Source organism: Vibrio hepatarius, from assembly GCF_018860525.1.
Classification (GTDB): domain Bacteria; phylum Pseudomonadota; class Gammaproteobacteria; order Enterobacterales; family Vibrionaceae; genus Vibrio; species Vibrio hepatarius_B.
Genome location: NZ_JAHKPM010000017.1, coordinates 64329 through 91248, shown reverse-complemented (window position 1 = coordinate 91248; position 26920 = coordinate 64329). Strand labels below are relative to the sequence as shown.

Sequence of the window (26920 nt, the reverse complement as noted above, 5' to 3'; positions counted from 1 at the left end):
ACAAATGACTATTAATTTCACAAACCAGAATTTTGGAACGGTTAATCTTAGTGTTCACGCAGAATCCGCATTTTGTGAATACTCAAAATACGTAACTCAAGACCGTGCTCTCCCAGATGTTCGTGATGGTCTTAAGCCTGTGCATAGAAGAATTCTGTTCTCAATGCATGAACTAAACAACACTTTCAACAAGCCATACAAAAAATCAGCACGTATTATTGGTGATGTTCTTGGTAAATACCACCCGCATGGAGACAGCGCATGTTATGGCTCATTGGTAAGGATGGCACAACCTTGGGTGATGTCATCACCACTTGCTGACGGTCAAGGTAACTGGGGGGACACAGATAAGAACTCAGCAGCAGCAATGCGTTATACTGAGGTACGAATGACTAAAATAACTAGTGGATTAACTGATGATTTAAAGCTCGATACTGTTGACTGGAAACCTAACTATGATGGCTCAGAGAAGGAGCCTGAGGTTTTACCTTCAAGATTTCCAAATTTAATCATAAACGGCGTTGAAGGCATCGGGATAGGGATGGCTGCATCTATCCCACCTCACCACCCGATTGAAGCAATGAATTGCGTTATTGAGATGGTTGAAGGAAGAAAGACAAATAGTGATGTTCCAACAGAAAAACTAATGGAACTAATGCCATCACCAGACTTCCCTACTGGTGGAATCGTTTATTCGCTAGAAAACTACCGCAATGCTTGGGAATTTGGTAACTGTAGTGTTCGTATTCGCGCAGAGTGGGAAGAAGAACTTATCGATGGAAGAAAATGCATTGTCATCAAGACATTGCCTTACGGGATATCACCATCAGATGCATTAATACAGGTAAACCTTGGAAGAAAACCTAATCCAGAGACAGGAAGAATAGCCATTCGAGGTATAACTGGCGAAAGAGACGAAGGTGATAGCGAAGGATTGAGACTAGTTTTTGAAGTGAATTATGGTGTAGACCCAGAGATCGCATTCAATGAACTTTGCAACCTGCCAAACTCATGCTTCGATATAAGTATTAGCTACAACATGAACGTTGTGGATAACAAAGCACCTAAAACAATGGGCATCAAAGAAGCTTTGAGTCGATTCATTGACTTCAGGGAAGAAGTTGTAACTAGACGCTCTGAAAAGCTTTTGAGTGACGCGAAAGCAAGAATGCATATTCTTACAGGTCTGATGAAGGCACTAAACAAACTAGACGAAACGATCTCAACAATCAGGAACAACCCAAAAGCATCTGATGCCAAGGCCGCCCTTGTTGAGCTTCTCGAAATTGATGAACTACAAGCAACAAAAATCTTAGAGATGACACTAGGAAAGTTAACTCAAGGCGAAATATCAAATTACAAAGATGAAAACGCCAAATGCGAAACAGAAGTAAACTACCTAGAAAGCATCCTAAATAATAGAGATAAGCTTCTCGATGTAATCAAAGCTGAAACTGAAGAGCAAATTGACATATTTCTTTCAGAAAAATCTAAAAATGGTCAGAAGCTTTACGAAAAACGCCGATCTCAATGGACTCACGAAGAGATAAAACTTTCTAAAGAAAACCAAATACCAAGAGAGTATTGCTCGGTGATAATTTCTGAGCAAGGATATACAAGAAGAGTGTCAACTGAAGAGCTGAAAGAACAAAGAAGAGGCACTCAAGGAACTCAGCAAATAGAGTTAGCAAAAAAAGACTCGATAGCTTTGGCGACAGAGTGCTTCTCTCATGATGTACTTGCATTTGTTACCTCACTAGGACGTATCGCGTTCTCTAAAGCGTATGAAATAGACACCAGCTTGAGAGGTCAACACATCAACAACATCATCAAACTAGATACTGAAAATAACGAAAAAGTTATTCAGGTAGTATCCATTGAAGATGATGTTATTAGCGCCTCTGAGGATTACCAACTTGTTCTTGCAACAAAGAAAGGCATGATCAAGAGAACAAACTTTGGCTTGTTTAACCCAAGCGTTTCTAGAACCGTGAAAGCAATAAGCTTGACAGAAAATGACGAAGTTGCGTTCTTTGGCGTTAATAAGGTTCAAGATGATATAACTTTGGCATCATCAAACAACCGAGTCATTAGATTTACACTATCCGAAGTGAGAGAAACATCTCGATTAAGTCAAGGTGTTATGGCAATGAATCTGTCTAAGGATAAGCACATAGTTTCATGCTCGATCATTAAATCTGAAATGATTGAATCTGCCATCATAGGATTTGTTAGTAAGTCAGGTATATTGAAAATATCAAAACTTGAGCACTACAGACAAACCAAGAGAAAAACTAAAGGTGTAACAGCTATGAAATTGGTTGAGAATGACCAAATTTTATCAGCATTCACACTAGATGAATCGGATCTAAACAGCCTTGATGTTGTTAGTACCTCAAAGAATGGAAAAATGAATAGAATCAACCTAGGAAACTTCCGAGTCATGAATAGAATGACTAAAGGAGTAAGGTTGGCGAAATTCAAAGAGAAAGATGAATTAGTTTCTGCTTACCTATCGAGAAAGGAAGATAATTCAGAAAACGAGATAGAGCAGGAATCAGAAAGCATGTAGTGAAAACAAAAAGAAAGGGTGGGGTTTCTCCACCCTTTCTTTTACCTTACACGAATTTGGTTTTTTCCTGATTTTTTTGCATCGTACATAGCTTCATCAGCCTTCTTCATCAACTCATCAGCACTAGATATAGAACTATCATATAAAGCGCCCCCAATAGAACACTTAACAATAAGTGATCCAATGTCATCATCATTTGTCTCAACCGGAAGGGCAACTGCCTTCAATATCCTTTCTCCCTTACTGCTTAAATCATCCAAAGACTCACAAACAGGAAAAATACAGACAAATTCGTCACCCCCAATCCTTGCTGCGGTCTCAAAATCTTCCACTGTAGAAGAAAGTCTCTCGGCAACAGATATAAGCATCAAATCACCAGCATCGTGACCATAAGTGTCATTGATTGGCTTAAATTCATCCAAGTCTATAAATAGAACACCTACCGTGAACTTAGAGTCCTCTTGATTATCTTTAATCGCTGCACCTAAACGCTCATCAAAACCTTTTCTATTTAACAAACCAGTTAGCTTATCGCTTTTAGCTTCACGGATAAGAAGCCCCTCCCTTTCTTTCTGCTTAGAGCTATCTTCAAGAATGACAATATAACTACCGTTATCGGAAGAAATAAATGTGCCAACAGTTAAAGTCAAGGTTTGATTTAAGCTCCTTACTGGGAAATCAGTTGTTCCTTCAATTAGAGCCTCCTTCAGAACAGTTTTGTATTCCACATATGGATTGGCTGCTGCAAAAAAACTCCAGAAATCCAAGCCCTTTAAGCTAGAATTGGATTCACCCGAAACCAGACGAGTGAATGCACCATTGTGAAACAATACCTTATGCCCTTCACTTACCAAAATCACTGCATCCCTTATATTTTCCAATACAGTTTCGTAAGGAATATCCTGTGAAACCCTATCGCCAAAATGATTTAAAAATTTACTTACTACACTCATCAAATTATTCGTTTATAGGAATTTTAGATAATATTTTTTGAATTCAAAAAATAAAATATTAACCTTTGAATAAAAGTCATGGAACAAGATACCAATCAATCAAACGATATGGAAAAAAAAGCTACAGAAGAAGTAGCAGTCAACACAAACAAACCTCCAGAGAAAAGAGACATCAGATACAAGAAAAAAGTTGAATCTACAGTCACCGAAATTAACAATGAGTTGAACAAAATTCTCTCATCTGGTTCAACGATAAAAAACATCAATGATCTAGAAGCCGATATGACGATTCTGGCAAAAAAATCTGCTGAAGTTCGTAAAGCAATGAATGGTGGGAAAAAAGAGCCTAAAACCCATTCTCCTAGTGCTGCAAAAATATACCGAGCAATGGATAAAATTATAGAGATATCGCTCCGTCACGACATTGATGAAAACGATAAAAAAGCAATCTTAAATGAGCTAAAGAGCAATCTAGGTGAAGCTTCTAATTTTGTAGCCTTGGTGAAAAAAGCACTTAAAAAACCTGATGAGTTTGAGCTATAAAAAGATGTTATTGGTAATATGGTGACAGGCATAATGCTAGTGATGACATTTGTGGTAAGATAGGGAAATTCGTTGTCCCTTTTTTAATACTTAATCAATAATGGCAAAAGCAAAAAAAGTATATGTATGTAACGACTGCGGCGCAGACTTCCCTAGGTGGCAAGGTCAATGTAACTCCTGTGGCTCTTGGAACACTATATCAGAGATAAATCTGGGACCAACAAGAGAAAGCTTAGCGTCAAAAGCTTCAAGATCAAGCGGGGGGTATGGCGGGGAAAGCTCCGAAAAAGCCACTAAGCCATCAGAAGTAGTAAAGGTTGAACACCTTAGGTTCAATACTGGGATCGGTGAATTTGATAGAGTGATGGGTGGGGGCGTAACTGTAGGTTCTGCCACATTAATATCAGGAAGTCCCGGAGCAGGTAAAACTACTTTGCTAACGCTTCTAGCGGCTCTCCTTTCTGCATCCAAGAAAGTGATTTATGTAACAGGTGAAGAAAACCAAAATCAATGGAAGAATAGACAAGATCGTGTTGCTCCGCATTACGTAAATGACAATATGTTCATACTTGTCACAGACAGCCTAGATAAAGCCCTTGAACAAGCTAGTGAGACAAAAGCTGAATTCGCAATTTACGATTCTATACAGTCTTTTGTTGCCTCTACTGTTGATGGCTCTAAAGGCTCTGTAGGACAAGTAAAGGAATGCGGCAGTGAGATAACAAAATTCGCCAAACAAAACAATGTTACAACCTTTATCGTCGGTCAGGTTACCAAAGACAATACTATGGCTGGCCCAAAGGTTTTAGAGCATACAATTGACACCCATATACACCTTGAGAAATCTGAGCACTCGAACCTTAGAACATTAAGATCTATGAAAAACCGATTTGGTAGCGAGGAAACTGTCGGTTTGTTCAAAATGGAAGGTGAAGGCATGGTTGAGATCAGTGATCCTTCTGCTGAATTTAGGAGCGCTAGTTCATCAAATACTTCGGGCTGTGCCACAACATGCCTAAGGGCGTCTAACCGAAGTATTCTCGTTGAGATTCAGGCTTTGGTTGTTGAAACTCAATCTGAGAAACTTCAGAGGGTTTGTCTAGGCGTAAACTTTAATAGGGTACAACTAATCGCGGCAATACTAAGAAAACACTGCGGTAAAAATTTCTATGCGGACATTTTCATTAGTGTTGTTGGCGGCTTCAAAATCTCCGAGCAAGACACATCCAGTGATTTAGCAATAGCAGCAGCATTGGTAAGCTCACTTGAAGATAAAGTGATAGATAGCAATACATGCTTCATTGGGGAACTCACTCTGTCAGGGGAAGTGAAATCTGTTCCTAATGGTGCTCAGCGAGTAGAAGAAGTCCTAAGGCATGGATTCAAAAAAATATACATTTCGCAACAACTGTTCGAGCAACTAACAGAAAAAACTGACAAATCAAAACTGATCTCTATCAATAACATTCGAGGACTGATGAATGCATTTAACTGATACACTTATCCTAACACCAGCCCATAAAGTTGAACGTTGGCGAAACATCATAAGATCTGTCCTCGAGTCGGGAAAAAATGTTATCTGGGTTGGTGATACTGAGACAACAGGAACTGAACCTAAAGGGGACAGAGCAAACAAAGACATTAGAGATAGGGTGCTTGAAATAGCACTGTTAGCATACGTTGGCAATGGAACAATTATTGAAAAACCACTACTAGATGATGAAGGTCAACAGATTTTTTTCCATGAGTATGTAAACCCATTTAAAGAAGATTCCAAAATTCTAGATAGATACAACTCAATTAAATATGTTCCAAACGAGGTGTTGTACGTTCATGGAATTAATGAGAGTTTTTTGAATGGGAAAACTGGACTGTTGGATTCCAAACTAGACGAAACCGACTTCAAACTTCCGAAACCAGCAAAAACTTTTAGTGGAATTAAGCCAGCACTAGAATACTTGTCATGTGTAGATCTTTGCAATGAAGTCAAAGGTAGGCTTTGCCTTCTCGCACACAACGCACCGTTTGATATCGAGTTTTTGGATTGCGAATACAACAAGGCGGAGTTCCTGCACGAAGGTAACACAGCTTTTGCAGGTTTTGAGTCATACTTTACTCCAATCGATAGCCTTAAGCTTATTAAAGAAATGTACACACGCGACGAAATTCGAGCAGCAATAAAGCCTCTCGTAATGAAAAAGCTTCAAGACTTGGAAAGCGCTGGTACAAAAATCACCATGGCTCACAACCTTGAATTCTTACGATACTTCTATGAGGTAGACGATATAGATCGCGATGTTCACGGAGCAATGGTTGACTCGGTAATATTGGGCGAAGTTTATAAAAAAATGACCGAAGACCCTAAATACAAGGAGTTGCCTGTAGTCAAGAACTTGATAAGAAAACCAGTCCAAGCCAAGCCAATTTGTGAAGAAAAACTTATTGCCTTATAAATTCTAGTTTTTTGGGCGTCTATCTTGTAATCGCGCAATAAAAATACTTTATTTAGAAATAAAGATCAAAATGAGTGCATTAGACGCCCTATTAAACGATATAAAAAAACCAAGTGGAAACAACAATAGCACCAATCTGGTGGTAACCGTTGATGAGTGGGAAGAAAACCAAATCAAGGGAACCAGAATGGATACTGGTGGGCAAGTTGTCGTTCGCTTATCAAAATTTGAAAAAAAACCTGACGCCTCCTTCGACAGACCTAACTTAAAAATAATCAAGGAAAAAAAGAGGTGCGGAAAGGGTGCAATTATTTGCTTTGAAAGCGCCTACCTTAATAACGAGGATGGCGCTTGGTACTCAAGGTGGGCAAATTTAATCCGTAAGTCGGAAAAAGACAAAAAAACGGTAGCCGCGATCCTAAAATCAAAGGTGGTTATAGGGAAAAGCCAAGCAGGTAAAGAGTATATTATATAGAGATAAAATCACTATCCGCTCGATTTGGTCAACCTGTAACACATCAAACAATCTCCTCTATTGAAGAACTCTCTGAGATAGCCAATAGTCATCTTATCCCTATGGGCAATGGAGTTGTCCCTTACTTGCTAGTTTACGTTAATGATGGTGAAAAAGATTTCTCTTTTGAAATTAAAGCAACAATTATTGACCAAACAACTGAAGATTGTGAAAAGCGAAGAGTAGTAGACCCGAATCCAGAGAATAGCATTAACAAATACCTTGAATCCAACTATGGTCAGGTATTGAAAGGATGCATAGACCACCCTGAAATAACCATCAAGGTAGCCAAAGGTAAGGTGATCTACTGTGGTACGGCGACTAGGGATGCGATGCTTAAAGGCAATAAAGCTGAGTTCTTGAAGAAAGAGTTCTCCTTAGACAAGGAAGCCCCATACTCAGCGCAGAACTTAGGTTATAAAGATATCGTAGTTGGCGTTAGAGATGACGAAGAACTGGATTCTAAATATGCTGTTTTCATTTCTAGTATAAAACCATACGACGAACCAGAATCAGCAAAAGATTTATTATCATAAATTAAAAAATTGGTGCAAGAATATGACAGGGAAAGTACGTGTTTGTTTTAGAGTAAGTAAAACTACAGCCATGTTAACCAAGCTGCGGCGAAGGGTCACTAGTTGTCAGGAAAGGAAAAACAAAGGATTTCCTAGGTTGTACCAAATACCCTGAGTGCAAATTTACCAAAAGTATTAGATGATTTTATCATATGAGTCTCTATTAAGAGAGTGGGTTACAAGTGGCAGTGCAGACAAAATCATCTCTATACTGCACAACAAGAACTCACACATGGATTTCTTTTTGTCCAGATATAGCCAAGACCTGCTCAATTTGATTAAAGAAGGGGATAGAAGAACCCTACTGGCGCTGCTTCGATGTTTTGATGAAGCAACTATTCAAGTGCTTCGTGAATCGCCGCAATCTGATGACCAGAAAGATATCCTGTTCGACATAGATGATCCAGATGCTTTAACAAAATCCTTTTTACAAAAGGAGCTAAATGAAATCATAAGCAAAGAGATAACTCTCGTAGCTTAAGGATAAAAAAACTGACCATGAGGTCGGTTTTAATTTAAAAGCCACCAGCTCTCTATTTTATAGAAGCAACGGACTCATTCATTTTTTTCTCAGCACGTTTTCTTATATGCTCAATCAATACTGGGTCAGCAAACTCCTCAACCCTTTCAGGAAAACGGTTTAAGAACCATCTTATGCAATCAACCTGAGCAAACAGCCTCTCTAACTCAAAAAGTGTATCCTGCTTACCACACGGAAGATTCAAAATTACTTCCTCAATTGAGATATTTTTTTTCATACCCGACATCAACTGAAGACATTCGTAGAACACTCTTTCACATTACTCTATCTGTACTGGCATATGAGCAATAACCCATTTCTCCTGTGGATCAAGTGAAGGCGCATGCTTCTCTATGAAGATAAGGTTCTCCATAATAACGTCTATGTTAGTGAGGTCGAAAATCTGAGAATCAAAGTTCACATTCTCGTATATAAGAGTGAGTGCAGCACTAATCCTCTGTATCCCAGTAGCTTCCATGAATTCTCTTACAAAGAAGAATGGAACAGCAGCAAAGTACTTATCTAGCATAACCGTGTGGTTTTCCTCCTCAAGCATTCTGCCTGTATAGATGTGAGCTTTACTACCCATACCACTAACGTACCCAATATCAAATATGCCAAACCTACCAGCTATTTGCAGAACCTCTCCTTGAGTCAATAGTCTAGTTTCGACACCATCAAACTTTTCAACAGTGTCGAATACCAAGTACTCAATTGGTAGATTTAGCCCTAAACCAATACAGTCCGTAGATATTAGAACATCAACCTCTTTGTTCCTGAACTTTCTAGCTTGCTCTCTTCTTACTTCTGGAGGCATACCACCATAAAGAATACCTACCTTTAAATCTCTGGGCAGTAACTTACGGATTTGGAATATTCTTTTTCTAGAAAATGCCACGATAGCCGTCGCTTGTAGCATAGTGAAATCGTAAATAGGATCTTGGGTAGTAACTAGCTTGGTCTTTCTTTCAAGAAGAACAACCTCAACATCGTCACCCACCATCTCACATAAAGCTTTTATCTTATCAATCGCCCAAGGAGGGCATGTGATACAGATTTCTTTAGCTATAGCTCCTAGTATTGCAGAAACAAAAGAATGTCCTCTTTCTTCATCATCCATTAGCTGGGCTTCATCTATTACTGCACAGTCTAAAGGTTTAGTGAAAGGCATTAACTCAACAGTAGAGGCTTGGTGTGAGGCACCGTCATAAACAACCTTCTCTTCACCAGTAAGGAGGTCACACACTATTCCCTCTGAGGTAAGTTCATCATAAACTTCCAGAGCATTAAGGCGAAGTGGCCCCACGTAGGCTCCTGTTTCTGCGGCTTTTAATCGTTTTAGAGCTTGATAAGTTTTTCCACTGCTAGTCTCACCAGCAAAGATAAACACTTTACGCTTTATGCGACGAACTTTAGGGAACAGTCCGATAAACTCAAGTGTCTTGTCACTAAACCAAGACTTGGTAATGATAGAAGACTGAAGCTTTCTTAGCTTCTTATCCCAGTTATCCTCCTTGAGGTATACAGGCTCAGACAACAACTCATTAAGGAGCGCATCCCTCATAGACCCATAAGGAAAGAGATCTTGTATTGTACTGTTTACAGTCTCAGATATACTATGGATGTCTTTTTTAGAAAAAGCAGATCTTGAATTTGGGGTGTAACCCATCCAGATCTCCAGATTGTCTATCGGAGAAACATTGAAGCGAATCTTCTTAGTTGGATCAAAGTAGGGTTTTTGTTTGAATTCGAAGTTTAATTCGATAAGTGCAGAGAATGTGTCGATGGCATTTTGAGCCGAGGCAAGTTGTTCGGGTGGCAGCTTAGCAATGAATTTAATCATCTTGCTGTAACTGGCGTTATCCATAAACTCCTTTACAACTGAGTTGTCTGGAGGTGAGATGGAATTGGTCATCTTTTTTTCTATATTTTACTCATTTTACCCCTGGTTCCAAAATATCTAAATGTGGTTAAAAATTAATAGATTTGATAACATACCTTGTGAATCCAGAGCGATAGACTGAAGGCTCAAAAGAATGCTGAAACCAATAATTAAAAGAAGACCTAAAAACCGTGAGTCTTATCAAAGTGCTTTGCACTCAAATGCAAGCTCATTTCAGGCAGACATAATTTCTAAACGACAACTACCAGAAGGCATCGACCTTAAAGAATTCTTAAATCCTGATCTATCAAAAGTTGATGCATCGAAACTGAAAGATATATCAAAAGCGGCATCGAGAATCATAAAAGCTATATCGAAGGGTGAAATCATAGGTCTAGTTTGTGACTTTGATGTTGATGGCGTCTCTTCTGGTACAATTTTGTATGAGAGTTTGGTTAACGTATTTGGTTGCAACCCTACTCGAATTAAAGTCTACAACTCATACAGAATGGAACACGGGTACGGCCTAACCCCTCAGCTCATCGAGAGAATTCAGACTACAAACCCACCACCTACGCTAATCATCACTGCTGACCAAGGCAGCAAAGATGGTGCACAAGTTACAGCACACAAGAAATGGGCTAAATCTAAAGGCATAATCAGCGACATCATCATCACCGATCACCATGAGATTGATGAAGACAACCTTCCTAAGGACGCCTATGCATTCATAAACCCGAAAAGAAGTGACTGCGAATTTGAGTGTAAAGATATATGCGGTGCCGTTGTTGCTCTAATGCTTATGGCGCACGTAAGAAAGCGACTTATAGATAAGGGCGTGCGTGATAAAAGCACTCTTCCTCCGATGGGGGTTACATTACCGCTGGCAGCAGCAGCTACTATCGCAGACTGTACATCGATAGCTTACCCGATAAACCGAGGCTTTGTTCATGCTGGGGTCAAACGCATGAATGCTGGTTCTGATATCTGTTGGGCTGCGTTTAAGGATATGCAGTTACAAAAAAATGAACCCATAACATCCCAAACCATTGGATTTAAGCTAGCTCCAATCATCAATGCTGCATCGAGAATGGGTAAAGATGCCTTGCTAGGGGTTAAATTCTTCCTATCAGAGACAGACAACGAGGCAAAGCGACACCTTATTGGGTTAAAAGAATTCAACGAGGACAGAAAGATTGCTCAGAGGTCATTATTTAATGCTGCTGGCATCGTTGCCTTACAGCAGGTAGAGCGCGAAGACCGACTAGGGTTGTGTATCTACCAACCAAATGGAAATCACGGGATACATGGCATAGTTGCAGCGAACGTCGCTCAAAAATATGGACGTCCGACTATAATCCTTGCTCCCAAGAGCAACAAGAAGACAAAGGTTAAGTTCGACATCATTGAAAAAGAAAACCTGAATGTGGACATATTCAGTAAGTTGGCAACATTCAATGAAGTTAAGGTAAACAAAGACGAGGTTATCGAAATCAAGAAAACACTTGATAAGAACAACCCGACATTGACTCTCTACTCAACGTTCAGCGGCAAAAAGAAGCTAATAAAAGAGCTTACAATGGCTCAAGCAACGTCTATGACTACTAAGAGTCTGTTTAAAGGATTAGGTAAAAGAGAGCATGTCTTTAGCAGTAAGGTGGGAAACCTTATCCTAGACCTTTCCGTTCAGAATAAGCCCAAGCTATACCTAGAGGGCGTAGATGAGCTTACAGGCTCTGCCAGAAGTGTACACGGGGTATCAATAAAGAATCTCTTTGAGCGTATTGAGAAAGAGCGTCCTGATGTTGTTGTGAAGTGCGGTGGTCACGAGGCTGCTGGTGGCGTGACTATCAAACTGGATAATTTGGACGAATTCCGAGAAACGTTTGATGAGTTTGTTCGCAAAGAGTGTGCAGACAACAACATCTCTCTACAAGCTTGCTACTACTCTGATGGTGAACTCCCTGAAGATAGAAACTTGGACTTGAATATTGTCGATGAGCTAAACCAACTGGAACCTTTCGGTATTGGGTTTGAAAGACCAGCGTATGAATTTGACCTACTAATAACGAAGCTAGACCGAATCGGGGAAAGTGAACACTACAAGATCCGAGGTAAATGGGATCGAAATGGAACCGAATACAATGCATTTTGGCCTAGGCTAGGGGATAAGGCAGATGAGTTGTCAAAAGTTCATGTAGGGTCGAAGCTAAGGCTTTTGTGTGAAGTAGGGGATAACTACCTTAGAAGCCGATCTGTCCAGCTTACAGTCGTGACCATAGTTGAAGATTGCTCAATGCAGTAATAGCTACACTTAGACTAATCACGAGACAACAAAACTAACCCCTTTATTATTTATATGGTGCTGGTGGCTTTACTGCCGCCCATAAACCTCAACAGTAAAAATCAATCCAGATGACTGACATCTGCCCTTATAAACAACCCGATCAAGCTTGAAGATATCTTTGTATTCAGGAAAAAATGAGTCTGCATCCGGCACCGATATGTTAACTCTTGTTATGAGTAATGACTCAGCATAATTGATGAATAAACGATAGATTTCACCACCACCAATGATGATCACATCATTATCCTTACTCAACTCAATAACCTGCTCGAATGAGACCGTTTCAGTCCCTTCAAACACTGCATTAGGGTCTCTACTTAGAACTAAGTTTCTACGGTTAGGTAGTGGTCTAAATGGAAGGCTCTCCTATGTCTTGCTACCCATAACGATAATTTGGTCAGAGGTCTCTGATTTAAACCACTGAAGGTCTTCTGGGATATGCCAGAGAAGCTTGTTGTTTTTTCCAATCGCTAACTCATTTGAGATAGCTGCTATCATTTTGAAATCACCTTACAGTATTGATCTAAATAATCACGCTCATAGCGCGTTAAGTATTCCGCACCATACCCAAGCCTTAAATCTTCTTTTAGGTAGTCTTGGATGTACAAGATTGCCATTGGGTTACCTTGGCACTCCTGAAGGCCAAAAACAGTCTTAACCATCATCTTGCACGAGTTGGTTACAGAAAATGTCACTGACTCAGACGTAAACAGTGGATCAACAAAAGTTATAGGTTTTTGCTGTTCGCACTTCTGGAAGGCACCCCACATTCTAACTTTTTCATTAACAAATTTGTCCAAATAACTTCGTGTGATACCGACAACGTAAACGTTATCCTCTCTGCCATCAGTAGCTCTATAGAAGACAGAGTCATCGCCCAAACTCTTGCTGAATGAGGTATTTGCAGAAAGTAGCAGCATAATGACGCCTAGTATAGGCCAAATGCGTGTGGTAATATAATGCATATATACTTGTTTTTTAGTATTAAGATTAAGAAAAATTCAAACAAGGTAAAAGAAAAAAATGGCAAAAAGAGGCGTAAACAAGGCCATCATCTGTGGCAACATAGGGCAAGAGCCTTCATTTAAAGCAGGTGATAATGGTGGTATCTTAAACCTATCAATAGCTACATCAGAGACTTGGCGTGATAAGACTACTGGTGAACAAAGAGAGAAAACAGAATGGCACCGCTGTGTGGTGTATGGAAAACTGGCAGAAGTAATGCTCAACTTCAATTTTGCCAAAGGCCAAAAACTTTACGTGGAAGGTAAACTTCAAACTCGTAAATGGATGGATGACAACAACCAAGAACGATACACCACTGAAATCGTTATTGAAGAGTTCGAACCAATGGGTCGCGGTATTGAACAAGGTCAACCAAATAAGGCTGGTCAAAACCAAGGCTCTGACGCAGGCACCCCTCAGAACAATGATCCAAAAGAGCAAAAGTCTGAAGAGAAGAAAGCAAGTCCTGTACCTACCAAGACTGATCAAGATGACAGTATACCACCTGATTTATATGAAGATGACATACCATTTTAGACAAAAACAAAAATAAACACTTTTTTTAGTTTGAGTGTTTAAATTAAATAAACCAAACCCGTGTCATTGATGCGGGTTTTCTTTATCCGAAAAACAAACAATGATAATAAGTGATCAAAAAGGGTCAGTAACAAACTGACCCTCAACTTAACCTACAGCCATTATCGAAGAGTAACTGACCACTTCATACATAACTCTTACAAAAAAGAGAAATGCCACAATTAGGGTGTAACCAGAACTGGAGCACATTAAAACTTTTCTACGCGCTTCAGTTACTTTAATAAATCCGTTTAAATTCAACTTAGTATATGACAAACTTAACTAACTCCTTTTAAATTAAGGGCTTATATTACGCCTGACGATAGTATAAATCAAAGTATTTTTAAGACTTTAATATATCCCTACAGGGAGATAGGCACTACTAGCCATTTTTTTAGCGGCCTCTTTATTTAGGAAGGTGATCGTATATTCGAAAATATCTAAATTCACTGTACCCGCGAAAGCAGAAAAAGCCTCGAAGCAACTCTTCTTGAAGTTATTAATATTCGAAGCAGCCTGAGCATTACTAGAAGTATCAAGCTTAATATTCACCAAATTAACATGGTGTCTATTCCATGACTTGGTTAAGCCTTCCGCCATGCCTTTACGTATACAAGATGCAAGTACATCTTTACCTAGCGTAAACTCATAATGCTCAATCAACTTTTTATGGCTTTCAACCTTTGAAGGTGCCATACCGTAGAGGATCTCTACAGGGTTTGCAGAAAATAGTATGCTTTCACGCTTTTGCATCAATAACTTAAGCTGGCTATCTATAGGATTGTTGTATAGAGAAACGCGCTTTCTTCTTTCTCTCATAATAGAAAGAGACTGTTTCTGGAGCTTTTCTATTAATCGAGTTGTCGCACCAGAGATATGGTAGTCAATGTCAGAAATATCATCTTGCACTAAGTTAACTAAAAGTGAATTAGTTAACGCCGCTCCTGAGCGTGACTGAAATTGCTCATCCTCAAGAGATAAACAAAAGTAGGTGTCACCTTTTGCGCCTTGGCGACCAGTACGACCAATAACTTGCTGATCATCATTTTTCGTCAAGCCCATACCAATAACAACAATCAGCAAACCTCGATCTTTATCCTCGCAAACAATATCCGTTCCTCTACCACACATTCTAGTCGTGACAATCATCGACCCAAACTCTCCTGCGTGAGATAAAATGTCTGCTTCTTGCTCAACATTTGATGAGGTAAGCAACGTGACATTGACAGCCTTCTGGGTAAGAAGGTTAGCAATTATGTCTGCCTGCGCTTCATTGTCGCATATTACCAACGCTGGCCTTTGTTCTCGCGAAGCCTTGCACAGGAATTTAGTAACATTCTCTTTTAGAGATTCTTGGCTAGAAAACAAGATATGACCGTGGTCAACTCTTTGTGTCGGGACATTTGTAGGTATGCTTAAAGTGTGAACACCATAGCTATGCTTTAACTCCAAAGAATTTAAAGATGCTGTTCCTGACATGCCACTTAGAAGGTCAAAGCTCTTTACGTAATGCGGTAGGGCACAACTGACTATCTCTAAGTTAGAATTTGGAATGGGTATACCATGCTTGTAACTCAGGTAAGCCGAAACCGATCCTAGAAAGCCACCATCTATCAAACGCCCCGACTTTCTATCAATTCGATGAATCCTTTCTGACTTAACTACGTAATCTTTGGATTCATGAAGGATGTAAAAGGCTGTGTACGCTGATCTAAAGTGAATCATTAACTCATACGCATCGCCGTATAGATCTACATGACTAGAAGCCAAGCCTGACTCTATAAAAAGGTTTTCAACAAACTGATAAAAATTCTCAATAAACTCATAATCACCATGCTTATCAACATTAGTGAATTCAGACTTATGACCCGTTTGCTTACAAAGTTCAGCAATTTGCTGATAGAAACTTCCTATCTCCAAATTTGAAACAATTGAGTAATTAACCCCAGATGAATCGATAAGGCTATGGTCTATCTCATCAATGATAAGAGCCGTTTTTACGTCAGAGGCACCTAGTAGCTGAGGATGAGATATTGATGACAACTCACTAGCGAGATGGTCAGCTAACCAAGATAAGCAGCCTTCTTCAGTAAAGTGCGTGTAATAAACATTAGAACTTTTTGAACCGTGCTCACTCCCCGAGAGACGAGATACATTAACACCACAAAGATCAAAAAGTGGTTTCATGGTTACAAAATCACGGTCTGCTAGATATTTGTTTGCGGTAGCAACATTTACTACGAATCCCTTTTTAACCAGCACTATAGAGGAGATAGCGGCGACCAAGGTTTTTCCTTCACCCGTTTTCATGTCAATCACATGACCGTCTGAGCAAGATAGTGCCGCCATGACTTGAACTTTGAAAGGTTTAAGGCCAACAGCTCTCTCTGCTAAAACTCTTAATGCGGCATATACCTCTAATTCTCTGGAAGAGGACAGCATGTGTATTAATTCATCATTATTGCGCTCAAACAATGACTTAGAGCGAGACATAATGGACTCAGCAAGGCGCTCAAACTTTGAGAGTTTTAGCTTTGTAATAATATCAAACACTACAATTTCCTATTTTTTTTAATATATGGATATGAAATTACTTCACTTCTTTAAGTATTAGGTTAGAATATAAGCGTAATTTGCATACAAGAATCTCTAGCAGGAACAACTTATGTCTAAACCTCGCACATCTGGGGCAGGTAACAAGCTTTCAACGGCATTATCAAAGTTTGCTGACCACCCAAATAAAAATTCTCAGAATTTATCTAAATTTGCCCTTAAGGCACTTCGTGAAACTTTTGGCGAAAGCCTAAAGGTTACCTCTAAAAGTGACTTTAAAGACACAATCATTTCTCAGTCTGTAACTTTCTCTGTGACTAACGGTAAATTTGAAGAAATTTTAGCCGAGACGGCGCTAACTGCTTCCATACAATCGCTAGAGAAGCTGAACGAACATAGCATCCCGAGCAGAACACTGCACAACCTTGCTACACTAGAAGCTCTTATGCTCATGGGCTTTGATATTGAAGACCCTTCTTCTGAAAACACTTCTCCTCAAGTAGCTTTGGAAAAACCTAAAGCACCTGAGCAACCAAAAGAGTTCGCACAAGAGTTTCCCATAGCTAGCCCTAAAGAACAAATAGCAGCAACCATAGAACCAGTAAGTAATACCGAAGATTTAGAGCATGTTACTGATACAGATAATAGTCAATCCGAGGCTCAAATCACAACCACTTCGGAAAATAATGCTCAACCAGTTAGCAGAACGGACGAACTGAACGCCCTCATTGATGCTCAAAGCGATGACAGCGAAGATCTAAAGCTTGTATCTACAACTATCAAAGAGCGTATTATTGAAAAAATGCGTGAACTGGACTTGTCTGAAAAAGCAATTCTAAGTCGCTTGAGAAATAGCAGTGCCAAATCAATACACGATATGACCCAAGATGAAGGATATCGTATCACTGGCTGGCTGAGTAAAAGTAAAGCTGACTCTGTAAGCATCAAGAAGAAACGAGACACCTACGGCGGCTTCGATCAACACCTTCCTAAAGATGAAAAGAAAAATCAATCTACTAAAAATAAATCTACTAAAAGTGAAGCACCTGTAATTGCACCAGAAAGCAATTCGAGTCAAACGCCACCTCATGCAGAAGCATCGCAAGAAGAGCCGTCAGAGGTCGCCACAGGCTCATCAGATGTAGAAACTGGTGAGATTTCAGCGGTTGTTACTAAGACACTAAACGCTTACAACCGTGAAGCATCCTCAAATGATAAGGCAAAAGGCTTTGCTATCTCCCTAATTAAAGAGATCGCTGGCAAAGATATAACTGAAGAAGAGATAGTTGCCTCAATTTCAGCACTTAAAGATAACGAGGCGAAAAAATTAAGAACCCGCTTATCTACCCTGATTCTCACAGGAAGCTGAGAAAGTTATATTAAATCAATTTACAAAAGGAGAGCTTAAAAACTCTCCTTATTTTTTCATTGTGATTTGAAAAATTATTATAATAGAGCTAAATATAATGAAAAAAAGAAAATGGGTAACAAACCTTACATTAGCCTCAACGGATACAATAAAATTACTGAGGATATCCGACTACTTAGAGAGCAAGCTGATCAAGTTGTTCAGCAAATTAAAGAAAACAGAGAGACAGAAACTGGTGATGAAAGCGAAAACGTAGAAATGATTCGCTTAATGGCGGAGAGGGAGTCTATAAGTGAAAAATTTCATGATTTAGAGACCTTCTTATCAAGTTGCCAAGTCGTTGACATTGAATCTCTACCAGATGAGCGTGAAGTAGTTCGATTTGGCACCACAGTTAAGTTTTTGGATTTAGATACAGAGAAAAAGTTCACATATCAGATCCTTGGCGACCGAGAACCTAGCGTTAGAGATAACATCATCTCTTATCTATCCCCTTTAGGTAAAGCACTTATGAATGAGAGAATCGGTAACATAATTAGCTTTGACACCCCGAGCGGAGAACGAGAGTTAGAGATACTAGAAATAAGTAGACACTAATTGAAAAAGGCACCTAACGGTGCCTTTTTTGATAATACAGGACAATTATTTATCCTTGAACGCTTCTTCAACCAGTTTCTCTTTCTGGTTTCCAATCTCACCTGTCATAAGATCCTTATGATTCACCTGATCTAGCCAGTCTGCATCAATCTCCTCTGACTCAAGATAAGCGCCAGCGTGACCCATTGCTACACCCTTAGCAAACTCTTTGTGGTCAAACTCTTTGACGTCACCGATATCAAAGCCAAGTTGTCTGTTCATTATTTCGTTAATCAACTGCTCAGCAGCTTCTTTGGTTAACGCATTACAAACACTTTGCATCGCAGCATCAAATAGCTGTGTCGCTAAGGCTTGTGCTGCCGCGCCCATACCATCCGTTGAGAAGTCCGGCATTTTCAGAGCTTGAAGCTTTGCTATTAGCTTTTGTATATCCTCTACAACCTTGAGATTATCAAAAAGTATTAAACAGTTATCTGGGTCGTCTTTATTGTTTGCAGCTTCATTTTGAACAAACCTATTCGCACTCATAATGTTGGGAGTCACCGAAAGGGATTTTCTTCTGTCCTTTAATAAGTCTGCTAACTCTTCAGGAGTACAAGCGTACTTTTCATTCTCCTTGTAGTATTGGAGCATCACATCATTGCTTGCTGATGGGATAGTTGGGGCAGCAACAGCAACACCGTTAACCCCGACAGCAACAATAATAGACGCAATTAATTTTAATCTGATTTTAGTCATCGTTAGTAAAAGCTTTTTTTAAGTTTAACAAATTCTGGTCGTCGAATGTACTTGAGATGATTTTTAGCGTGTAAAACAACTTGAGCTTACCCAGCAAAACTCTTCCAACAGGACTATCTAAATCTGACTCAGTAATTAAATCGAAGAACTTTCTTGTTGCTCTTTCATCCTCTCTGATTGTACTTTTGAGCATTGAGGACATAGACGTAAACGAGGATGTTGCCATGAAGGTCATTACTTTCCCCTTACTGCTTTCATCAACTGCACACACAATATCTGAAATAGCCTTAATCTTTGTGAAGTCTGATTGCTTTAAATTTGAACATTCGTCAGCAATTTTTAAGAAGTCTTTCTGCTCATCCGCTATGGATACCACATCGTGATATTTCATGAACTTTTATTGTAAATAGTAGCAAAAAATTCTTGAGTGTCCGAATTTGCGTGGTAATATAATGACATATGTTGATGTGGGTGAGTTTATAAAATGAAAAAATTTGTATTGCATAAGTGGTTTGGTGTAAATCTAACAAACGAAGTTTTAACCCAATTCATTGAAGATAAGGCATATGCCCTAGATGAATTTGAAGCTACTGAAGACTACCGTTGTGGCTTTTCACAAATTCATAAAAAGTTAGACAACATCTTTGTTGAAGGTAACGGTTTCGTGAAGACCACGTTCAAAATGGCTACACGTACAATCAACAAGAAGCGTCTTGCGGACTTAGTACGTCAAAAAGTTCAAGAAAACACTCAGAAAGGACTTGACGTTAAGGTTGCGGATGTTGAATTGGCTATGAAGTCTAAGCTAAAAGCAAGTGCAGACTTCAAATTCACAGAATTCGAAATTATTTTCGACACCAAAAACAATATCATTTACTCATCTACTTCTCACAAGGTATTTGAGGATAAGCTTTTACCATTCTTGAAACTGACTTTCCCAGAACTGAAAGTCCGTACTTTCAAAACCAAACAAGACGCTCAAAAGTTGGCTGACTTCTTTACTTACCCAGATATTTTGCCAGAAGGGATCGAGCCAGTAAGCTCTGTTAAGGTAGAGAAATCTGATGGCACAATGGTGACATTTGATGACGCAGATCTTAGCCAGCAAAGTGAACTTAAGGCGATTGTGGAAGAAATAGATTTTCTAGTACATCAAGTTGCGATGCGACTGTACGATGAAAACCTAATGTGTTTTTTCAAGATCAGCAATAAATTTCTTCCTACTGGCATTAGTGTCAGTGGAGCAGAGACAGATGCAGAGATGGAATCATCTGCCGAGCTATCCGACGCTTCTTCTGGAGGTGGCTCAAAAGAACTGAGTAAAGAAGAAGTATTGTTTGACAGCATCTACACTAACACGATCCGACTGTTCGATGCTTTTGGTAAAATTGCTGAATTCCTGTTTAATTACAAAGAAATGGAAGAGCAAACCGAAAGGCTAATGTCTAAGTAGCACTAATAAAAAAAGGACGCTTGAAGCGTCCTTTTTTTCATTAAGAGGGATAACTACTTACCTTCTTCTTTTACATCAGATTCAGACTCGTCTTCACTAGACTCTTCAGCCTCAGACTTGTCTTCTTCTTTAGGTTTTTTCTTCGACAGACCAGCAATCACAGCCTTAACATCGATCAAAAATGCTTTTGTACCATCCATAACACAACTTGGAAGGTCAGCGTCAGCTTTTACTGCTTTGTGCTTCACACCAACTACAGCGAAAAACACGATTAAAACTAGAATTAAAATTCCCATAACTTTCTTTTTATATAATTAATAGAAAATCTTTCACAAATAGTCTAGATGTTAATAAAAAAAATGGGGAACCATAAGCTCCCCATAAGCATCTGATTTACGGCTTGGGTCTAGAAACCTTTTTGGACTCCTTGAGGTCATTGACCTTCTCAACTTTAGGCTTTACGTCTAATTTTTTTTCAAAGAAAGAAGTCTTAAATATTGTTCTTTCTGCGTCGTATAGGTCAAGTGAGTCTATTTTGATTTCAACATCATTAAATTTTCCTGTTGGCGAGTCAGATAAAATGTCTTCCATATACATTTGTGACACACCAAGTAAAGCCGCCCTCGAATCCTTACGGTTCTCACTTACAGGGGTAGACTTCATAAATCCCACTTCATCAAATGCCCCGAAATAAATCATTCGGTTCACTAATCCCTTGAATGAATCAGATACATCACTAAGACTGGCTACATTATGCTCCTCCATCAATACTCTTCTGAACTCAGGAGAAGCAATATCGATGAAGTTTTTGAGAGTCAGGTCTATTGATAACTTTTTCTCTCGTATTTTTCCGATAATGTTGAGCAATACCTCGCCATGAGATCCTTTAACACCTTTGAAAATAGGCTCAAGAGGTGCATACATTACTTTTCTAGTGCCATTATCTTCGAGCCTGTAACCAGACTTCATCGACTTAGAAATACTCGGAGAAACTACCTCAATACCTCGATTAGAATACTCATCCATCAATAGATCAAAATTCGTAAACTCTTGCCCACTAGGTGGGTTTTTCGGTATTTTGAAGGTGTTAATAACTGCATTCAGAGCAATATCTGGGTGGTTTTGCTTTAACCAAGCCTGCTCCATTGCAATCGCAGCGTATGATAATGCGTGAGCTTTCGGGAATGAATATCTACCAACAGACTTCTCTAAAACCTGATAAATTTCATTACCCATAAGCTCATTTCCACCGTTACTCATAACGCCTGAAACGAATTCACCCCTCATTGAATGGAATTCATCGAGCTTATTCTTTTTGATCGCAGTTCTCAGTTTGTCTGCTTGCGCCTCTGACATTCCAGCAACTTTAAAGCAAAGCTCAAGGATCTGTTCATCAAATAAAACAAAGCCGCATGAAGGTGCAAGGATGTCAACAACCCTCTGATCTTTATACATTGCGCTATCAGGTAACGGAAGGGCACCTGCACGACGCTTGTAGCAAATATCTCTATCTTCCTTAGTAAGGATAGGTCTAGGAAGAGCCATTGACATCAGTAGTTCATAAATATTCTTAGGCTGGACCCTTTGAAGAGTTCTCCTCATATTTGAGCCACCCATCTGATTTAAGAACGCAGTGTTGTCAGCAAAGAAGGAGAAGAATGACTCATCAAACTTGTTTGGAACTTCGTACTCTATCCCTTTTTGCTCCTTAAGGAGCTTCGCTGCCTCCCTAAGGAACTTAACGTTATTACTAGAGAGAATATCAAACTTAACAAAACCTAGCTTAGATGGCTTAGTGCTTTCTAGTGCCATCCCTCCTTTGGAGTTCACCAACAAAGGGAGTTTAAAATCCCTAGTTGGTGAGAAAATCATACCTGACTGATGTGAGGTAACTGTTGTAGTCCAATCGGAATACTCTTTAGCCAATACAATTGTTTTATCAAGCTCTGGGTTGTTCTTTCTTTGCTCAGCAAGTAACTTTGATTTTTCCTCAACATTGTGCAGATGCATATCTTGACTATCATAAGCTTCAATCTCGGCACGGATTGCCTGATCAAGTTTGGAAATGTATGCACTGTTTATTGTAGATTCGTCACTAGAGTTTAGTGCAATAACCTTATCAAGAAGCTCACGGAAGCTCGCTTTTCGGTTTCGGTTTACGAATGCCGCTACTGTGTTCTCTCCAAAATTACTCTCCATGAACTCTATAAAAAGTTCACGCTGATCGTTTGCAATATCAATATCTACATCTGGGTATTCGATGCGACTAGAGGTAATGAATCTCTCAATCAACAACCCTTGCTCAACTGGGTCATTTAAACTAGAAGTAACACCATAGAGGTTGAGTATTATGGATGCTGCTGCCGACCCCCTGATGCGAATGAATGCCATATCTTCTGATGAGTCATGATCGCTTCGCTCTTTTAGGTAGTTTGAAAAAGCTATGATTGTCTGGTAGTAACCAGCACCACCAATTTCAGAAAGTATTGAGATTTCACGCTCTAGGTAATCACGATATTTCCTAGCGTCCAAGTGTGGGTTTGAAGCCAACTTAGACTCCAACACATCCCTTGCGCCACCGAAAACATCAAACCCGAAGTTAGTATTCGGCATTTTTTCCTTTTCAAGCACTGAGATTGGCTCAGATGTCGAAACCACAGTAGCTGAATTAGCTCTAGCTTGAGGTACGGTTTTTGTGGCCTTTGATGCTGTAATCAGAGGCCCCATCGTTTGTTTCTCAAAAATCTCTTTCGTTGTTTCCCATTCAGGAAGATCAACTTTTAGGCTTTCAAGAACCTTAACATAGAAGTCAATATTTGCTTCATCGCTGAACGAAATCTGCTCAAGATACAACTCTGAATTTGAGTTAATAGGAGAGTCGATACCCTTAGCTATAAGTACTTTACTAAGTAACTTTTCACCAAATTCTCTTTCAGACAATTTATCCTTCATTTCCGGCGTCTTAGATGAAATCATCACCGTTACATTGTCAGAAATGTCGTTCAAGTCTTCAGGTAACATAGTTTTATAAACCCAGTTACCTAAAGATATATCTGAATCAGTATACTTAACTTTCTTTAAGTTGTGCTTATGTGCATTAACCTTAGAAATCAGCTCTGAAATCTCGTTAAGTCCGTCTGCATTTTTTGCGACAAACACAAGTTCACCTAGAAGATCACTATCATCTTCAAGTGCGATCCTAGTTCCAACCATTCCCTTAACACTATACTTCTCACATATCGCCTCGTAGTCAGACAAAGATAATAGCGAGCAGTAATCCAAAAGAACCGGAGATAACTTATTTCCTATTCTGGAAAAACGACTAACAGTTTGCTCTAGTAGTTCGTTATTTAGGCCACCAAGAGGCGTAGCGCTGGTGGAAAGTCCACACAGAAAAGATTCGGTAGGATTGGACTCTATAGGTAAGCCCTGATGGTGTTCTGCTGATGACATGTTTGTTTTTTCTTAAGTATATAATTTTTAGATGTAGCTTTTAATCTAACTTGTCATGATACTACCACACGTTAACTAGCATAAATACATAAAACACAAAAGCCGAGCTATAAAGCTCGGCTTAAAGTATGTGTTTTAACCAAATTTATTTTCGCTTATGAGTAGGTTCTAGGACAGAATCTATCAAACCAAACTCTACAGCTCTTGGTGGCGTGAGGAAATTGTCGCGCTCACAAGCTGCATACATCTCATCATACGTTCTTTCAGAGTTCTCAGATAGAATCTGAGTAAGCAATTCTTTTAACCTTAATGTTTCTTCAGCCTGTATCTGAATGTCAGTAGCTTGGCCTTGAGTTCCACCAAGAACTTGGTGAATCATGACTCGTGAGTTAGGAGTAGCTACGCGCTTACCTGTGCCACCAGCAAGAAGAAAAGCCCCCATACTGCAAGCCTGACCGATACAAACAGTGTTAACTTTGCAAGGCAGGCTCAACATTGTGTCGTATATAGCCAACCCTTCAGTTACATGACCACCACCAGAGTTGATGTAAAAATCAATGTCTTTATTTTGATCTTTTTTAGCAAGTGCTAGTAGCTGAGCAACGATTGCATTGGCTGAAATAGGGTTAACGTCCCCATACAAGAAAACAACCCTTTCGTTCAACATGTAACTGAAAGGGTTTGCTGTTTTGTGAATACCTTGTTCTACGTACTCAACACTTGGGATTATGTATGACATCCAAAAAAATCTCTATGAAATTGCAATGTCATTATATTGCCATCTGCACGTAACCACATCAATAGACTGTTTTTAGTACTCGCCCAACATTAGCTTAGCAGCCTCAATTGCAGCAACGCGATCTTTAGCTTTCACCAAGTGTCCGCTTCGATGAGCGAAGACTAGACCTTTTAGGCCAGATACCATCTCTAACTGATCTCCACTTAAGCCTCTCCAAGAAAATGGAGTTTCAACAGTAGAGTCAATACTTTGAACCGACCAACCTTCTTCCGAGATTTTTGATTCAACCACAATCTTCGCTTCAGTAAGGGTAGATAATGTAGGCACAACATTGAACCCACCATCCTCGACAACAACAACGTGGCCTTCGCAAACATATTCGTGTAGGTCAATTCTCAATCTATTCGACTCCTCCTTACAGATGAAATAGATGCTATTCTCAAGGTGCATCTCAGCCATCTCAAGTGCTTTATAGAACTGTGAATCATCTTGCCTCTCACGGTTAAAAAGTTTGAACATAATAGCTTGAGACCATCTAGCTCGACCGTTATCATGAAGGTCTATCTTCTTGATTAGCTTATTTTCAATTTCATTTAGAACCCATCGAGAGTGACCATTTAAGTATCCAGCCTTTCTCAAGTGATTCCAAACAAGCCCACACGAGCTGAAAAGAATATCCGTCCCTTTCCACTTTGATGTGAAGTCAACTTGGTGATGATCGAAGTTTTTTAACCTATCATTGTATTGCCCACCAACATCGATAACCCATACTTTATTGTCGTACAAGTACTTACTTAACTGCTCCTGATCTCTTGTTCTTACTATAGTTACCTTATCCGAAATATACCGCTTAATTAAGGCTATAGCGAATAGCTCATCCGAATGGAAACCTCCACTATGTGTTACTATTTTTAACTTCATTTTTTCTAATATTTAATTCAAATGTACAACAAAAAATGGAGATACCTGAAATTTAAAATAGGCGTAAAAAAAGCGGAGCCACAAGGGACTCCGCAATTGAGTGCGTAAGTTAAAAACTCTATCCCATTGAAACGCCATGTTTTTGACCCATGGTGTTAGACTGCTCTTGTTTCCTACTATGGACTACGCAAGCTGCTAACATTTTCGACACATCAACGCCATTTGGAGTTCGTACCTCAAAAACTTGATACCCTCTGCCATGGACTGCATTCTCGAAGTTCTTTTCATCATCTCCGATAAGGTTTAGTTTACCCACCTTATTAACGCCACAGCCCATACCCGCCGCAACGTCTTTGACTCGGATGAACTCATCTGAATTCAGCGAGTACTCCACATCAGGTTTTTTAATGAGATCATTAATATCTGAGTTAACCAGATCATGACCTCCTTTAATTTTCGCGAACTGGTCTGCTCCAATTTGGATAAAAAAACCACTTGGGGACGAAAACAATTCTTTTGCAAAATCAATAGAATCGAGGCTTAATGCAACTTTTAATGATTTAATAAATTCTTGGCTCATCTTAGCTTCATTGATGTATTTAATTTGTTACTTGGCTTGTGAGTGAAGCCTTCAAATCTGCTATCAAACACATCTAAAGAGTCACTTAATCTTTGCATAACGTCAAGGTTCCCACTTAATGAAGTCTTAATCCCGTAGTTAACAAATCCTATTGTCTCAGTATTAAATCGCTCAGCCATGATTGGGATTGCGCCTGTACTTATCTGCTCCTTCACATAATCAGCATACTCACCGAAATGCAACTTTAGAACTGACCCTATGTCATTACCAGCCCTCAATTCTTTGTTACAAACATCTATAATCACCTTTACTGACGTAAGCAAGTTATTCCTTTCATCAGAATAAATGCCCCTCGCATAATGATGCTCACCCAACCTTTATCGAGTCACCTTGTATATACATTAAATCTGGAAGGCCACGGCTTTGTAGGTTGTATGAAGCAAATTGCTTTTGGTTACCGTCTCGATCTTTAAAGTTGAAAATCGGCTTATCTGATAATGCTATTGAGTTAGCCAGAGTGTTAGCTAAATTATTAAATTCAGCATGAAGCGAGGTAGTAGTCATTTTTTTCTTTAAT

Annotated in this window: 26 protein-coding genes and 2 pseudogenes; 13 read left to right on the top strand and 15 right to left on the bottom strand. The window is 39.3% G+C overall.

Going from position 1 to position 26920, the window contains the following annotated elements:
* The first annotated feature begins 4 nt into the window (after nucleotides 1-4).
* A complete protein-coding gene (locus KO511_RS04870; protein ID WP_215986351.1) occupies nucleotides 5-2572 on the top strand; it encodes a DNA gyrase/topoisomerase IV subunit A in 2568 nt (855 codons plus the stop codon).
* Between the two features lie 41 nt (nucleotides 2573-2613).
* Here KO511_RS04870 and KO511_RS04865 read toward each other — a convergent pair whose 3' ends face one another.
* A complete protein-coding gene (locus KO511_RS04865; protein ID WP_215986350.1) occupies nucleotides 2614-3525 on the bottom strand; it encodes a sensor domain-containing diguanylate cyclase in 912 nt (303 codons plus the stop codon).
* A gap of 78 nt (nucleotides 3526-3603) precedes the next feature.
* Between KO511_RS04865 and KO511_RS04860 the strand changes: the two genes are divergently transcribed.
* The 7 genes and pseudogenes from KO511_RS04860 to KO511_RS04830 all read left to right on the top strand — a co-directional run bounded on the left by KO511_RS04860 (nucleotide 3604) and on the right by KO511_RS04830 (nucleotide 8091).
* Nucleotides 3604-4068, top strand: a complete 465-nt coding sequence (locus KO511_RS04860) for a hypothetical protein (protein WP_215986349.1) — start codon at nucleotides 3604-3606, stop codon at nucleotides 4066-4068.
* 100 nt (nucleotides 4069-4168) lie between these two features.
* The gene (radA, locus tag KO511_RS04855; protein WP_215986348.1) at nucleotides 4169-5563 is read left to right on the top strand and encodes a DNA repair protein RadA; all 1395 of its coding nucleotides are present in this window, start codon (nucleotides 4169-4171) and stop codon (nucleotides 5561-5563) included.
* Nucleotides 5550-6521, top strand: a complete 972-nt coding sequence (locus KO511_RS04850) for a hypothetical protein (protein ID WP_215986347.1) — start codon at nucleotides 5550-5552, stop codon at nucleotides 6519-6521. Before radA ends, KO511_RS04850 begins: the two co-directional genes overlap by 14 nt.
* A 70-nt stretch (nucleotides 6522-6591) precedes the next feature.
* Nucleotides 6592-6996 carry a hypothetical protein gene (locus tag KO511_RS04845; protein WP_215986346.1) on the top strand — a complete coding sequence of 135 codons (405 nt, stop codon included), beginning with the start codon at nucleotides 6592-6594 and terminating at the stop codon, nucleotides 6994-6996.
* A 125-nt stretch (nucleotides 6997-7121) separates the two neighbouring features.
* Complete coding sequence (locus KO511_RS04840; protein ID WP_215986345.1) at nucleotides 7122-7571, top strand: hypothetical protein; 450 nt, start codon at nucleotides 7122-7124, stop codon at nucleotides 7569-7571.
* 89 nt (nucleotides 7572-7660) lie between these two features.
* Nucleotides 7661-7753: pseudogene (locus tag KO511_RS22505) on the top strand (topoisomerase DNA-binding C4 zinc finger domain-containing protein); the annotation flags it as partial.
* Complete coding sequence (locus tag KO511_RS04830; protein WP_215986344.1) at nucleotides 7750-8091, top strand: hypothetical protein; 342 nt, start codon at nucleotides 7750-7752, stop codon at nucleotides 8089-8091. The pseudogene KO511_RS22505 and the gene KO511_RS04830, both read left to right, overlap by 4 nt.
* A gap of 52 nt (nucleotides 8092-8143) precedes the next feature.
* On the opposite strand, the gene KO511_RS04825 is transcribed toward KO511_RS04830, so the two are convergent.
* Together KO511_RS04825 and KO511_RS04820 are read right to left on the bottom strand one after the other, a co-directional pair.
* A complete protein-coding gene (locus KO511_RS04825) occupies nucleotides 8144-8368 on the bottom strand; it encodes an SUV3 C-terminal domain-containing protein (protein ID WP_215986343.1) in 225 nt (74 codons plus the stop codon).
* 42 nt (nucleotides 8369-8410) lie between these two features.
* The gene (locus KO511_RS04820) at nucleotides 8411-10045 is read right to left on the bottom strand and encodes a helicase-related protein (RefSeq protein WP_215986342.1); all 1635 of its coding nucleotides are present in this window, start codon (nucleotides 10043-10045) and stop codon (nucleotides 8411-8413) included.
* Between the two features lie 121 nt (nucleotides 10046-10166).
* On the opposite strand from KO511_RS04820, the gene KO511_RS04815 reads away from it, so the two are divergent.
* Complete coding sequence (locus KO511_RS04815; RefSeq protein WP_215986341.1) at nucleotides 10167-12317, top strand: single-stranded-DNA-specific exonuclease RecJ; 2151 nt, start codon at nucleotides 10167-10169, stop codon at nucleotides 12315-12317.
* A gap of 69 nt (nucleotides 12318-12386) precedes the next feature.
* Here KO511_RS04815 and KO511_RS04810 read toward each other — a convergent pair.
* Nucleotides 12387-12857: pseudogene (locus KO511_RS04810) on the bottom strand (dihydrofolate reductase).
* The gene (locus KO511_RS04800; RefSeq protein ID WP_215986339.1) at nucleotides 12854-13279 is read right to left on the bottom strand and encodes a hypothetical protein; all 426 of its coding nucleotides are present in this window, start codon (nucleotides 13277-13279) and stop codon (nucleotides 12854-12856) included. Before KO511_RS04800 ends, KO511_RS04810 begins: the two are co-directional and overlap by 4 nt.
* Nucleotides 13280-13382: 103 nt before the next feature.
* Between KO511_RS04800 and ssb the strand changes: the two genes are divergently transcribed.
* Nucleotides 13383-13901, top strand: coding sequence for a single-stranded DNA-binding protein (gene ssb, locus KO511_RS04795; protein WP_215986338.1), 519 nt, complete (start codon nucleotides 13383-13385; stop codon nucleotides 13899-13901).
* A 390-nt stretch (nucleotides 13902-14291) separates the two neighbouring features.
* Here ssb and KO511_RS04790 read toward each other — a convergent pair whose 3' ends face one another.
* Nucleotides 14292-16493: a helicase-related protein gene (locus KO511_RS04790; protein ID WP_215986337.1), complete on the bottom strand. Its 2202-nt coding sequence runs from the start codon at nucleotides 16491-16493 to the stop codon at nucleotides 14292-14294.
* A gap of 112 nt (nucleotides 16494-16605) precedes the next feature.
* On the opposite strand from KO511_RS04790, the gene KO511_RS04785 reads away from it, so the two are divergent.
* A complete protein-coding gene (locus KO511_RS04785; protein WP_215986336.1) occupies nucleotides 16606-17862 on the top strand; it encodes a hypothetical protein in 1257 nt (418 codons plus the stop codon).
* A 111-nt stretch (nucleotides 17863-17973) separates the two neighbouring features.
* A complete protein-coding gene (locus KO511_RS04780) occupies nucleotides 17974-18459 on the top strand; it encodes a GreA/GreB family elongation factor (protein WP_215986335.1) in 486 nt (161 codons plus the stop codon).
* A gap of 45 nt (nucleotides 18460-18504) precedes the next feature.
* On the opposite strand, the gene KO511_RS04775 is transcribed toward KO511_RS04780, so the two are convergent.
* Together KO511_RS04775 and KO511_RS04770 are read right to left on the bottom strand one after the other, a co-directional pair.
* Nucleotides 18505-19197, bottom strand: a complete 693-nt coding sequence (locus KO511_RS04775) for a hypothetical protein (RefSeq protein ID WP_215986334.1) — start codon at nucleotides 19195-19197, stop codon at nucleotides 18505-18507.
* The gene (locus tag KO511_RS04770; protein ID WP_215986333.1) at nucleotides 19190-19588 is read right to left on the bottom strand and encodes a hypothetical protein; all 399 of its coding nucleotides are present in this window, start codon (nucleotides 19586-19588) and stop codon (nucleotides 19190-19192) included. Before KO511_RS04770 ends, KO511_RS04775 begins: the two co-directional genes overlap by 8 nt.
* A gap of 93 nt (nucleotides 19589-19681) precedes the next feature.
* On the opposite strand from KO511_RS04770, the gene KO511_RS04765 reads away from it, so the two are divergent.
* Nucleotides 19682-20650 (top strand): hypothetical protein, encoded by a 969-nt coding sequence (locus KO511_RS04765; protein ID WP_215986332.1) that lies wholly within the window; start codon nucleotides 19682-19684, stop codon nucleotides 20648-20650.
* 53 nt (nucleotides 20651-20703) lie between these two features.
* On the opposite strand, the gene KO511_RS04760 is transcribed toward KO511_RS04765, so the two are convergent.
* From KO511_RS04760 to KO511_RS04730, 7 genes are all read right to left on the bottom strand, one after another.
* A complete protein-coding gene (locus KO511_RS04760) occupies nucleotides 20704-20946 on the bottom strand; it encodes a hypothetical protein (RefSeq protein ID WP_215986331.1) in 243 nt (80 codons plus the stop codon).
* 97 nt (nucleotides 20947-21043) lie between these two features.
* Entirely contained in the window at nucleotides 21044-24103 is a 3060-nt protein-coding gene (locus tag KO511_RS04755) for a hypothetical protein (RefSeq protein WP_215986330.1), read from the bottom strand.
* Nucleotides 24104-24248: 145 nt separating this feature from the next.
* Nucleotides 24249-24842 carry an ATP-dependent Clp protease proteolytic subunit gene (locus KO511_RS04750; protein ID WP_215986329.1) on the bottom strand — a complete coding sequence of 198 codons (594 nt, stop codon included), beginning with the start codon at nucleotides 24840-24842 and terminating at the stop codon, nucleotides 24249-24251.
* A gap of 72 nt (nucleotides 24843-24914) precedes the next feature.
* Nucleotides 24915-25763 (bottom strand): MYG1 family protein, encoded by an 849-nt coding sequence (locus KO511_RS04745; RefSeq protein ID WP_215986328.1) that lies wholly within the window; start codon nucleotides 25761-25763, stop codon nucleotides 24915-24917.
* A 118-nt stretch (nucleotides 25764-25881) separates the two neighbouring features.
* Nucleotides 25882-26343 carry a hypothetical protein gene (locus KO511_RS04740; RefSeq protein ID WP_215986327.1) on the bottom strand — a complete coding sequence of 154 codons (462 nt, stop codon included), beginning with the start codon at nucleotides 26341-26343 and terminating at the stop codon, nucleotides 25882-25884.
* Nucleotides 26340-26666 (bottom strand): hypothetical protein, encoded by a 327-nt coding sequence (locus KO511_RS04735; protein WP_215986326.1) that lies wholly within the window; start codon nucleotides 26664-26666, stop codon nucleotides 26340-26342. Before KO511_RS04735 ends, KO511_RS04740 begins: the two co-directional genes overlap by 4 nt.
* 43 nt (nucleotides 26667-26709) lie before the next feature.
* Nucleotides 26710-26907 carry a hypothetical protein gene (locus tag KO511_RS04730; RefSeq protein WP_215986325.1) on the bottom strand — a complete coding sequence of 66 codons (198 nt, stop codon included), beginning with the start codon at nucleotides 26905-26907 and terminating at the stop codon, nucleotides 26710-26712.
* Between the last annotated feature and the right edge of the window lie 13 nt (nucleotides 26908-26920).